The sequence below is a fragment of the Bradyrhizobium canariense genome, assembly GCF_019402665.1.
GTDB classification, from domain to species: domain Bacteria; phylum Pseudomonadota; class Alphaproteobacteria; order Rhizobiales; family Xanthobacteraceae; genus Bradyrhizobium; species Bradyrhizobium canariense.
Map to the genome: position 1 here is coordinate 80,495 of NZ_VSST01000017.1, position 11,740 is coordinate 92,234.

The 11,740-nt window shown below is 60.8% G+C and carries 7 protein-coding genes and 1 pseudogene; 4 read left to right on the plus strand and 4 right to left on the minus strand.

Features of this window, described 5'->3' with window-relative positions:
- Positions 1-497: 497 nt before the first annotated feature.
- A pseudogene (locus tag FXB41_RS09075) lies at positions 498-696 on the plus strand (transposase); the annotation flags it as partial.
- Between the two features lie 59 nt (positions 697-755).
- Here FXB41_RS09075 and FXB41_RS09080 read toward each other — a convergent pair.
- The 4 genes from FXB41_RS09080 to FXB41_RS09095 all read right to left on the minus strand — a co-directional run bounded on the left by FXB41_RS09080 (position 756) and on the right by FXB41_RS09095 (position 6,107).
- A complete protein-coding gene (locus tag FXB41_RS09080; RefSeq protein WP_219681360.1) occupies positions 756-1,175 on the minus strand; it encodes a hypothetical protein in 420 nt (139 codons plus the stop codon).
- A gap of 968 nt (positions 1,176-2,143) precedes the next feature.
- On the minus strand, positions 2,144-4,525 hold the full coding sequence (locus FXB41_RS09085) for a peptidase domain-containing ABC transporter (RefSeq protein WP_219681362.1): 2,382 nt from the start codon (positions 4,523-4,525) through the stop codon (positions 2,144-2,146).
- A gap of 15 nt (positions 4,526-4,540) precedes the next feature.
- Entirely contained in the window at positions 4,541-5,791 is a 1,251-nt protein-coding gene (locus FXB41_RS09090) for a beta-barrel domain-containing protein (RefSeq protein WP_219681364.1), read from the minus strand.
- Between the two features lie 115 nt (positions 5,792-5,906).
- On the minus strand, positions 5,907-6,107 hold the full coding sequence (locus tag FXB41_RS09095) for a hypothetical protein (protein ID WP_007601774.1): 201 nt from the start codon (positions 6,105-6,107) through the stop codon (positions 5,907-5,909).
- A 752-nt stretch (positions 6,108-6,859) separates the two neighbouring features.
- Between FXB41_RS09095 and FXB41_RS09100 the strand changes: the two genes are divergently transcribed.
- From FXB41_RS09100 to FXB41_RS09110, 3 genes are all read left to right on the plus strand, one after another.
- Positions 6,860-7,477, plus strand: coding sequence for a sigma-70 family RNA polymerase sigma factor (locus FXB41_RS09100; RefSeq protein ID WP_219681366.1), 618 nt, complete (start codon positions 6,860-6,862; stop codon positions 7,475-7,477).
- A 143-nt stretch (positions 7,478-7,620) separates the two neighbouring features.
- Positions 7,621-8,181: a hypothetical protein gene (locus FXB41_RS09105; RefSeq protein WP_219681368.1), complete on the plus strand. Its 561-nt coding sequence runs from the start codon at positions 7,621-7,623 to the stop codon at positions 8,179-8,181.
- Between the two features lie 73 nt (positions 8,182-8,254).
- The gene (locus tag FXB41_RS09110) at positions 8,255-11,734 is read left to right on the plus strand and encodes a hypothetical protein (protein WP_219681369.1); all 3,480 of its coding nucleotides are present in this window, start codon (positions 8,255-8,257) and stop codon (positions 11,732-11,734) included.
- The last annotated feature ends 6 nt before the right edge of the window (positions 11,735-11,740 follow it).

The window sequence follows — 11,740 nt, forward strand, 5'->3', positions numbered from 1 at the left end:
GAGTGCGGTCTAACCGCTGGCCGATCTCGCTTGCACTCATGCCACTGTCGAATAACGCAAGAAGTTGCGCTTCTTCCTCGGGAGACCACGAACGGATATCGACGTAGCTGGGGGGGCCGGGCGCCATCGTGATGAAGGGCCCGTGCTAATCGGCTTCATCCAAGAAGCATGATGTTACCAAGGCCACTCCGCCAATCTACCTCGACCGGCTCATACTTTGCTGCCGTGCAACAATTGGCGATACCGCCCGGGACCGAAGGGGTGATCCTCGCTAAGCAAACAATAGTACCCGTAAGTCCGCCATGGGTCACTCGCGTTCTGCGCCAAGCAATGGCCAACCCGGCCATGTCCATTGCTCGCCGAAAGCGGAAGTAAATCTGGAGCGTTAGCGGTTTTGCGGCCAACTGCGGCTTGATGGTATCGCTTTGGGCGTGATTCAAGCTCTCAAATCGGCCTCGAATCACGCGCTACGAACTCAGCGATTGTGAATGGACCGCGATATTCCGCCGGAACGAAATCGCAAAGACCCGATCTGCTTCAGTCCGTATCTCTATCGTGCGCGAAATCTCGTCGAAAGGTTCTTCAACAAGATCAAGCAATGTCGGCGGGTCGCGACCCGATACCACAAATTCTCAGTCAACTATCTGGCGTTTCATCAAGCTCGCATCAATCCGCATTTGGCTGCGCGCTAAATGAGTCCACGCTCTACCCGAGCGCGGGGGTCGGGCCGCCGAGTGGAAGGTGATCGGCCGAACCTACTGTTCGATCTCGACGCACTGACGAAGCCTGAAGACGATATCCGGCAAAGCGTGTCGCAGGCGTGCAGCGTCTTGGGACGTGGTCGAGAACGGTGCGAACGTGACCATCGCATTCCAAGGTCGACTTCCGTAGACGGTGATCGAGACTCCGGATCTCGAAAAGCCTTCAACTTTGCGAAGCTCACCAAGAACGAGGTCGGCGATCGCCACAGCGGGCAGTCGCGCTCGTTTTCCATCGGGGCCGCCGGCGGACAAGGGTGCGACCGGTTTTGCAGGCGACGCTGCCGCGGTCACGGGCTCCTCTTCGAGCGTTGGCGGCATCTCCGGCGCCGGAGGCGCGGGGGTGGGCGGCGCGGGCGGAGCAAAAATGCCGCTGATCAGCGCCATAAGGCCCGGATCTTTCGAGTCATTGCTCATCGCTCTCTCGCAGTTAGCGTAGCCTAGCAACATTCGGAAAGGATGCCCACCACGCCTGGGCAAGTGGTCGCGGTTCCTGTGTTAGCGATCGAACATTCAGGCGTGCAAAGTTTCGCTAAGCTCCTCCTCAGCGAGGTACCGGGCTCACGGAGGGGCGTCGAAGGTGTTGGGCGGTGATGCGCTGGCGTATGCGCAATTGTTTGTTGATTTATCCATCAGGCAAAAATTCCGCTTCCGCGATCCGCGGGCGCTACATATTCGGCGAGGAGCGATTGACGTGCGATCGCTGCGCAGCGACTGACTCTGTGACTTTCTGGCGTTTCGAGGGGATAGCTCACCGCGCGTGGGCGATGAACAGTCGGACGGATACTTGCGTTCAGCGCTAGTTAGAACGGCGCGTTTCTGGGGGATTAACGAATGACAAATTGTGTGATCGTGCGGGCCTATGGACGGCAATTGGATCAGTTGCGCGGCGAGGCATCCCGCATTTCGCGGGCAAACAAAATCGATTGGTGGATTGAGCGCGCAGTCCAAGGCACACGATTTTGCTTTGAGGACGCTGAGGCGAAGAGGGCGTTCGTCTCAATCTGCGAAAACGTCGGTGTTTCGCATATTGATGGCGCACCGCCAGCGTGAACAGGCGGGACCGCGACTGGTTTGGTCCAGGCATTCTCCGAACGCCTTGATGGCGGCAGCAGCCAACCGGCGCGTGAGCACCGACACTAGTTCCATGAGGTTCGGAGCGACCCAGGCTCAAGGCTGGGGAAAAGTTGAGCCCGGCCGTACGTCGGAATCGACGCAACAATAAAAGCGCGAGGAAACGGCTTGGTCTCTATCCGGCCAGTACGTCGCTCGCGCGACTGCAGCAGGCGTTTGGCCGCCGATGGCGTATCCGCGCGCGTCATCGGACGTCTTCGAAGCGAATGCGCCTTCCATGTCACGCGAATGATCAGACTGCGCGAGCCGAATCAGCATCGTGAGAAGTCGATCCTGGCTAGCGCTTCACCCGGGTTGTCGCCTTTGCCACCGTCGTCGGACGGCTTGGGGGTGCAGTCCTTCCGCAGCTGGCAGCAGTCCTTTGAATGGCAGTCGTCGTCCTTGGCGTCTTTCCAGTCACCATCGCGCTTCGAGCCATCCCCCGTGGCGTCGCCGGGGCAGTCATCGGTCTCGGCCGATTTCGCACCTTCGGCAGCAAACCCGGTCACACCGACATCTTGCGCAGCCCCAGCTTCTCGTCTGAGGCTCGTCATTCCGACCCGAAACGGTCTGGCCGTCGCGGCAAGATGGATGATCATATCTGCTCCCTGGGTAATTTCGGGTCGGTGCGCTACGCTCACGCGCGTCATACTAAGGTGCCGGAGATTCGCATTGATTTCCTTCTCCTTCTGTGTGTCGAGATGCGCCGTGCCCTCGTCCAGAAACAGGATCTTTGGTCGGCGATAGAGCGCGCGCGCAAGCAGTACTCGCTGTTTCTGGCCACTGGATAACGAGCTTCCCATGTCGCCGATGAGGCTGTTGTAGCTCATCGGCATTGCCACGATGTCCTCGTGGATGCCGGCAATTCGCGCGCAATCGATCATGGCTTGTAGATCGAACGCTGTGTCAAAAAAGCAGATATTGTCGGCAATCGATCCCGACAGCAATTGATCCTCCTGCATCACCGCGCCGATTTGCTCGCGATAAGCGCGCGGTCCGATCTGGCCCAGCGGAAGGCCGTCGATCAGAACCTCACCGCTCGTTGGCTCGAGCAGCCCAAGCATAATCTTGACAAGAGTTGACTTGCCGCAGCCCGATGGTCCCATGATCGTCACGAATTGTCCGGGAGCAACGCACAGATTGACGTTGTTAAGAATCAGAGACTCTCCTTCTGCATACCGGAAGCACACGTTGCGCAGTTCGATCTCGCCGCGAATCTGTCGGATATATGACAGGTCTCGGTCGTGCCCGCGCTCGAGCGGGGTGAGCGCAATGTCGGCGAGACGTTCCAGGTGCAGCCCGAGAATGCGGACATCCACCAGCTTCTCGATCAGCAGCGCTGTCCGCTCAGCGAACTGCAACTTGTAGCTGACGAACGCGAATATCATGCCAACCGTGATGAGGTTGTCCAGTGCGAGGCGAGCGGCGAGGTAGATTGTGATCACGTTCTCCAAGCCGAATATCGTGTCGTTCATCGCTTTGAAGCTGATCCTCGCCCGACCTAGCCGCACGTTGGCTGTTATATACGCAGCATAGCGGTTCAGCCACTGGCTCTCCCGTTCGTTTTCTCGGTTGAGCAACTTTAGGCTTTGCACTGCTCGCACGGTTTCGATGAAAGTGGAGTTCTCATCTGCCTTGCTGTGAATGGCCGCTTCGCTCCGTTGCCGGAACATGCTGAAAAGAGCGAGCCGCAGGGTGGCATACAACGCGAACGCCAGCAGAACAACAAGTCCGAGCTGGACGTTGTAGGTGAACATCAACGCCAGCATCAACACCGACATGAGACCGTCAATCAACCCCGTGATCAATCCCTCCGCGAGCACGTTGCGGATGGGCTCGATCGAGTTGAAACGAGACAGGATGTCGCCGATGTGCCGCTTTTCGAAGAATGAGAGTGGCAAGCGCACCAGATGATGAAACAGCCGCGCGCCGATCTGAAAACTCAACGTGTTCTGCAGAACAAGAATAATGAACGAGCGGGTCGCGGTCGACGCGACCCGTATCAGGAGAAGCAGAGCGAATCCGAGCCCGAGGACGACCAGGAGATCGACATCGCCTCTGGCGATGACCTCGTCAACGGTGAGCTGCATATAGAAAGGGGCGGCGAGGAGAAGAATTTCGATGACCACTGACAGAACTAATATTTGGGCGAGGGCACAAGTGTTCCCGTTCATTCCGCTCCAGAATACCGAGAACGGCAATCTCACTCTCTCGTCTGTGCGGCAGAACTCTTCAGTGGGCGAGAGCTCGAGCGCGACTCCGGTGAGATGTCTAGATGCTTCAGCGAGGGGAAACCATTTCTCGCCGGCTGCCGGATCGTGCACCACGATTCCCCTGTTCCTATATGCTTTCAGAACAACGAAATGAGCCATGTCCCAGTGCAGGATAGCCGGCAGACGCAATTGGCAGAGATGGCCGATCTCGATACGCAGTGGCCGACACGCCAGCCCGAGGCGAGCTGCTATTTCCATGAGGTCGCGGAGAGTGACCCCTTTTAGGGACACTGGATGCCGGCGCCGCAGGCTGTTCAAGTCAGTTCGATGACCATGATAGGATGCTACCATGGCAAGGCAAGCGAGCCCGCACTCCGTCGCCTCCGTCTGCCGGATGACCGGGAGGAATCTGCGGCCGCTGAAATTCAATAGTCCCTGCATGGGCTACATCCTTGGCTACATCCTTGCGCTTACCACCGGATCAAGCAGCCACCTCATCAGGGACCGCTGCTCAAGGATAACGTCGGCCCTGAGCAGCATGTCCGGCTGAAGCGGCATCTTACGGCCATAGGCGTCGATGTCGGGCCGCTCGAGAGCCGCAGTCACACGGTAAGCCGGTTCCTTGAGGGCGATCGGCCCGGTCGTTTCGTTGCCGGTCAGAATGGTGTGAGAGACGTTGGTCACGCTGCCGCGGTAGGTGCCGAATTTCTGATAAGGAAATGCTTCGTAAAGTATCCTAACCTGCTGGCCGGGGCGCACAAAACCAAACGCGCGTGTCGGAAAGAACAGCTCCGCCTGCAAGTGCGCATCAATGGGAATGATTTCGAGCTGCATATGCCGAGGATCCGCGATTTGGCCCATTGTCGCCTGCAGCGTGGACACGCGCCCACTCGTTGACGCCTTGATAACGTAAGCCTGCCGCCCATTTACCTCCGCCACGCGCTGTTCGATCGAGGAGAGTTCATTACGCAGTCCTCGGATCCTCTCTGCGGCGATGGTTGGGAGTTGCTCGAGTGTATGCCGAGCGTCTGTCAACTGAGTGTGTCGCGCGGTGATCTGCTGATCGAGCGACACCACACTCTGCTTTTGCTCAAGTGCGGCCTGCTCGCGGCGCTTGAGCTCAATCGTTGGCAATGCGCCGCTCGCGGTTAGCTTAGCGCCCGTTGATACGAAGCTCTCGGAAAGTTTCAGTCGCTCGTTTTGGATGTTCCGCTGGTCCTCGAGTTGGACAATTTCTCCTTCAATCCCCTTGATCGTGGAACCGAGGCGATCCCGTTCTGAGGCGGTTCGGCGATCTTCGGCATCGATCTGTCGCTCGACCACATTGCGTTGCTGCGTCAGCACCGCAAGTACGGTCGCATTGACGTCATCGCCATTGGCCGTGATTTGGGAAGTGACTATGGTCAGGAGCGGGTCACCCTCCGCAACCTCTTGCCCCTCCTTCACGTGTATCGCCTTGATGAAGCCCTGTTGTGATACGAAAATCTTAGCTGTGCCGGAGGTCGGCGTCAGATACCCGGAGACGGTCTCTTTGCGAGCGTATTGCGCGATGGAGAGAAAACACAAAATGAATACAACGAGCGCCGCAAGGCTCCAGCTAAGCAGTGTGCTCGACAGCGGCTGCAGCAATACGACCTCACCCCAGGTGTGGCGCTGATGCAAAAAGTCGACGGCTTCCTTACGAAACAGAGTTGGTCGGTTCGCCATGGACGCACCTTGCTGAAGCGCTGCGCGGAGTATCTTCCGCCAAAGCAAGACTGCGGATGGATACCGGAGAACCGCTTCTCCTGATGGAGAAGCGGTTCGCCGATGCATCCCGCCTTTACCCAATAAAGACTTGGGACTGCTTGGACAGCAGGCCAACCTGAACTTGGTTTCCGCTGAGCACATTGATGTCGCCAGTTCGGATCAGTGATCCGCCATCATGGCAGCCACCGCCACAGCCGCCGGTGCCGGCGGCCACGAGGTCGAGCTCCTCATCAGACAGTTCGATAGGGTGAGCAAGATTGGTCATCTCTAGCATGTTGGTCTCCTTTCGGGTTAGGTGGCGGAACATTGATGTAACTGTTGCCACGTCATCACTAGGTGCAAGACGCCGATCTGGATGCACGGTCGCGCAAATTTTGTGAGCGGCAAGTGTTTCACGCTTGTTGTATCGTGATTTTTGCAATGTCGTATGCAAGGCGCTTTAAGTAGAAGTCAGGGCGGCTTCGTCAGAGTGAGTTGGAGGTTCTGGTCTGCTGGATGTTCTGCGCGGCCGAGATGCGACATTGCGCCTTCCGAAGGAAAGCGCGTTGACGCGCCATGTGGCGAGCTCGGTCCGGGAAGCGCCTTAGCTTGATTCGATGGCTCATCGCGAAAGGTGCGCAAGTCGACGCGTGTTTTGACATAGTGTGTTGGGAGGGTGCGTCGAATGTCCTTCGGTGGCATTACGCGGGACTCGGACCCGTTGCGTGCTCTGAAGTTTTAAACGCGACTAGCGACGATGTTGACGTTGCCCATTTTCGAAGTTGGCTCGAGGACTTACGTTGCTGCTCGCAGCGGCTCACCTGGCCGGGGAGCACGACAAGCCATGGTCCGCCTGCACCCCTGACGACCACGTTTGCCCTTTGGTGATCGGGAAAAAAAATTGAAAACTTCCGGGAACGAAGTCGCTGCTTGCTGACTTGAGTTCGCCGACAGCCGATTTCGTTTTTATTTAAAATCGGTCATTTAAATAAATTGTAAATGCGCGGCATAAAATGCCGCAGTGCCTTACGAGGGGTGACTTCGACCATGCCCCATCAGTGCCTCGATTTAACGAAGGCAAGGTCTCGCTCCGGCGCAGCGCGCCATGACAGCTGTCTCACTGGCGAGACGGCTCTTAATTACGAAACAGCTCTGCTTGAGTGCGCCTCCGGATCGCAGTCCGCCGTCGGCAGGATCTACGCGCGCGAGAAGGAGCAGTTGCGCGCGATGGCGCACCGTATCGTGCACGACAGATCGCGTTCCGAGGACGTCATCCACGACGCATTCGCGCAGATTCTCCGATATGCGAAAAACTTCGATCCTGCACGCGGATCCGCCCGGGGCTGGATCTACGCGATCGTCCGCAACACGGCGCTCAAGATGCGCCAGAACGCCAGGCGCGAACTCGCGCTGGAGGACGAAGCATTGAATGCCATCTGTGCGCGGGAACAGACGGTTCCGAACCCTGCCTTCTGTATCCCAGACAGCATGACGTTGCGAACCATGCTCGATCAACTCGAGCCACAGCGCCGCGCGAGCCTTCTCTTGGCGATCGTCGACGGGCGCACGCACGAGGAGATTTCCGAATACCTCCAGGTTCCCGTCGGAACCGTCAAAGCGTGGATCCGGAGAGAGCTCGTGGCCATGCGCCGGCAGCTCGAATGAAGCGTGAAACTATTTTTCTCGCCGCTGCATCCATAGGTGTGCTTCGGCGACAGTAGGAGTGACGGCGTGGTGATCCGGGCAGGGCACGCGCGCGTGGCGCAGGTGCCTGTGACCGTCGCAAAGCTGAAGCGAGGAACGAAGCCATGTCTATCCTGAGCAGTGTGATGACCATTCTCGGACTGATAAAGCTCACGGGAACCGGCGTCCCAGCCGAGGAATGCACGTCAACCAAGCCGGACGACTGTGGCGACGGCAAGCAGTCAAAGTGGAATGACGATCACAGCGGTAACGACGAGTATTCGACCGGCGACGGCAAAGAAAATTACTCCAAGCTTAGCGGCATGGGCGCTTACCCGAAAGACGGCACCTACCCAGAGCACGATGGGGGCTGGAAGGATGCCAAGGACGGTGAATACCAGCCCAAGGACCATTGCGATCTCCAGCCGGCTGACGATGGCAGCAGGGGCGACACCGATCGCAGTCCTGGTGACGCGCTGGCCAAGTTCGACTTCTCCCACGGTGAGTTCGCGGGTGATTTCAGCTCGCACGGTCCAGATCATTCGGGTGACATACACGGCGCGCTCGCTTCGATGTCTTCCGACGATGCGCTCGAATACGCCATCGGTTTGATGGGCCCAATGGATCACTTCGACGTGGGGCATTTCGACACGGCGACGGATACGTCGCACGACACGGGCGCCTGACAGGCCGAAGAGGCTCGTCTGGCGGTGGATGCTGCCGGGCGAGAGTGGTTTTTGAACAAGAAAGGCGGCGGTCATGCACCAGATAGAAAAGCGCGACTTGCTCGAACGAGAGCGGAAGATTTTCGAAGCCGGAGTGCAGCGTGCCGACAAGCGATCCGGCTCTTTCAGTTTCTTGACCCGGTCATTCTTTATCGCCCAGCTAGTTGCCTGCGAGGAGTTTCTTGCCGCCCCGTTCAAATCTGCGCTGGCCAGGCAAGAAGACGCGACAGCCGCTCAGGCAGGTGCGGGGCCGCAAGGAACAAACGACGAGCTGCCTGCGAGCGACCCCGCGCAACCGGGCTGGGAGGATGAGAGGCCCAAGGGGGCGGCCGCCTCGTCGGACACGCATGTGGCTCAGCTCGATCCGACCGGGCGCTTGGCGGAGCCGCATGAAGACGCGCCCAGACCGAGCACCGCTCGTGGCGAAGCAGTTGCTACTGCGAGCTCTGGGGGTGGGGGTGGGGGTGGGGGTGGGGGTGGCGACGATGTCGATTCTTGCAAGCACCATGGTCACATCTCAGCCGACCTTAGTTGCGTCAACTCGCTGTCAGCGGATTCCGACCTCGGAAGCATCGAATCCGTTCGGTCTAACTTGCTTAGCGACTCGTTTAGCCCGTCGATCATCAGCTCCTTTCCCCTGCTTGGAATGATCGGCGATGTGAGCAATGACGTGGTGGTAGGGATTGCGCCGGTTGCGGCGATGGTGCCGCCGGCGCTCGGGACGAGCGACACCGTCAGCACGCTATCCGATGACGAGGCCGGCGCGATCGCGCCGCTTGAGGCGGCGGTGCAGCCGACGCTATCAACTCTGGCCGACACCGCTGGCACGCTGCCCAACGATGTGGTTGGTACGATTACTTCAGTCGAGGCGGCTGTGATGCCGGCACTCGCCACGGCGACCGACACAGTCAGCACGCTACCTAAGGACGTGGTTGGCGCCATTGCGCCGGCCGAGGCGGCGGTGCCGCCGGCACCCGCGACGGCAGCCGAAACTGTCAGCGCGCTGCCGAACGACGTGGTTGGCGCAATTGCGCCGGTCAAGGCGGCTGTGATGCCGGCACTCGCCACGGCGAGCGACACCGTCAGCGCGCTGCCCAACGACGTGGCCGGCGCGATCGCGCCGCTTGAGGCGGCGGCGCAGCCGATGCTAGCGACTCTGGCTGACACTGCGGGCACGCTACCCAACGAAGTCGCCGGCGCCATTGCGCCGGTTGAGGCGGCTGTAATGCCGGCACTCGCCTCGGCGCCCCTCAGCGCACTGCCGAACGACGTAGTTGGCGCAATTGCGCCGGCCGAGGCGGCGGTGCCTCCGGCACTCGCGACGGCAGCCGAAACTGTCAGCGCGCCGCCGAACAACGTGGTTGGCGCAATTGCGCCGGTCGAGGCGGCTGTGATGCCGGCACTCGCCGCGGCGAGCGACACCGTCAGCGCGCTGCCCAACGATGTGGCCGGCGCGATCGCGCCGGTTGAGGCGGCGGCGCAGCCGACGTTATCGACTCTGGCCGACACTGCAGGCACGCTACCCAACGACGTGGTCGGCGCCATTGCGCCGGTCGCGGCGACGGTGCCGCCAGCACTCGCGACGGCGACCGACGCCGTCAGTGTGCTGCCCAACGACGTGGCCGGCGCGATCACGCCGCTCGAGGCGGCGACGCAGCCGACGCTATCGACGCTGGCCGACACTGCGGGTACGCTGCCCGACGACATGGTTGGCGCGATCGCGCCGGTCGAGGCGACGGTGCCGCCTGCGCTCGCGACGGCTATCGACACCGTGAGCACGGTGAGCAACGAGGTGGTTGGCCAGACGAGGGGTCCAGACGCTCAGTCGAGCGCGTTGTCGCAAACGGTTGCATCGGACAGCACGGGAACTCACACCTTTGATAGTTCAGCACCCCCCCTTGAGATCGCGGAGTCGGCACTGACCACGGGTAACGGTGCGCCTGGTGATGTATCCCAGCCCACCGATGTGGCTGGCAATGCTCTTGCGAGTGGCGCGCCGGTCCTTGAGACGAGCGAGCATGTGCTCACCACAACAGCTGCCGCTTCGACCGATCCGCCGAGCCAGCTGTCGCATCCGGCCAATACGGCGAGTGTGACTGGCGACGCTTTGGCGGGTGCGGCGCCGGTGGCTGACATGACCGAGCCGGTGCTCACTGCGACAGCTGCGGCTCCGACCGATCCATCGAGCGAACTGTCGGATCCGGCCGACACGGCGAGTGTGGCTGGCGAGGCTTTGGCGAGTCCCGCACCACTGGCTGCCATGATTGAGCCGGTGCTCACCACAACAGCAGCGGCTCCGACCGATGCGCCGAGCGACGTGTCGCAGCAACCGGCCGACACGGGCAGCGTAGCTGGCGATGCTTTGGCAAGTGTGGCGCCGGTCGCGGACACGAACGAGCCGGTGCTCACCACAACAGCTGACGCGCTGACCGATCCGACCAGCGACGTGTCGAAACCCGCCGATACGGGCAGTGTGGCTGGCGATGCTCTGGCGAGTACGGCGCCGGTCGCGGACACGAGCGAGCCGGTGCTCACCACAACGGCTGCCGCGCTGACAGACCCGACCAGCGACGTCTCGCATCCGGCCGATACGGGCAGTGTGGCTGGCGATGCTCTGGCGAGTGCGGCGCCGGTCGCGGACACGAGCGAGCCGGTGCTCACCACAACAGGTGTCGCGCTGACCGACCCGACGAGCGACGTCTCGCATCCGGCCGATGCGGGCAGTGTGGCTGACGATGCTTTGGCGAGTGCGGCGCCGGTCGCGGACACGAGCGAGCCGGTGCTCACCACAACGGCTGCCGCGCTGACCGACCCGACGAGCGACGTCTCGCATCCGGCCGATACGGGCAGTGTGGCTGGCGATGCTCTGGCGAGTGCGGCGCCGGTCGCGGACACGAGCGAGCCGGTGCTCACCACAACAGCTGCCGCGCTGACCGATCCGACCAGCGAGGTGTCGCAACCGGCCGACACCGCCAGCGTGGCTGGCAATGCTTTGGCGGTTGCGGCACCGGCCGCTAACACGGCCGAGCCGGTGCTCACCAGCGCCGGAGACACGCTCAGCAACCCCGCGACCGAACCGGGAGAGCCGGCCGTGCCGGACACCACCAGCGCTCAAACTCCTGGATCGGCCGAAACGCTTCTTGCTCTCGCCACCACCGCTGACGCACCGATCGAGAGTTCGGGATCCGCCACCACTGCCCCGGAGAACGTCATGACGGACAAATCAAATGCCGCGGCGACGACCGCCGTCGCGAACGATGTGATCGCGTTGAACGATGCGCCACCGCCTCCGGCAGATTCGCTGTTCAACGGAACCCAGTATACAGATTACGGCGTCACGCTCAGCAGCGACATCGCGCCCTCCCAGACTGCCGCGTCTCAGGGGGACGCCGCATCGGCTCAAGACGTTTCAGCGCCGGTGGCTGCCGACGTCCAAAAACCCGCGCCGCCGCCTCCCGACATCTTGGATAATACTTCGATTGATCATGTCGGGACTCATGATGCCATCCTCTAGTGGGAG

What these genes read in the sequence shown, in the direction of transcription:
- FXB41_RS09080 (WP_219681360.1), bottom strand. Translation starts at nt 1,175, where the DNA reads ATGAGCAATGACTCGAAAGATCCGGGCCTTATGGCGCTGATCAGCGGC.
- FXB41_RS09100 (WP_219681366.1), top strand. Translation starts at nt 6,860, where the DNA reads ATGCCCCATCAGTGCCTCGATTTAACGAAGGCAAGGTCTCGCTCCGGC.
- FXB41_RS09095 (WP_007601774.1), bottom strand. Translation starts at nt 6,107, where the DNA reads ATGCTAGAGATGACCAATCTTGCTCACCCTATCGAACTGTCTGATGAG.
- FXB41_RS09105 (WP_219681368.1), top strand. Translation starts at nt 7,621, where the DNA reads ATGTCTATCCTGAGCAGTGTGATGACCATTCTCGGACTGATAAAGCTC.
- FXB41_RS09110 (WP_219681369.1), top strand. Translation starts at nt 8,255, where the DNA reads ATGCACCAGATAGAAAAGCGCGACTTGCTCGAACGAGAGCGGAAGATT.
- FXB41_RS09085 (WP_219681362.1), bottom strand. Translation starts at nt 4,525, where the DNA reads ATGCAGGGACTATTGAATTTCAGCGGCCGCAGATTCCTCCCGGTCATC.
- FXB41_RS09090 (WP_219681364.1), bottom strand. Translation starts at nt 5,791, where the DNA reads ATGGCGAACCGACCAACTCTGTTTCGTAAGGAAGCCGTCGACTTTTTG.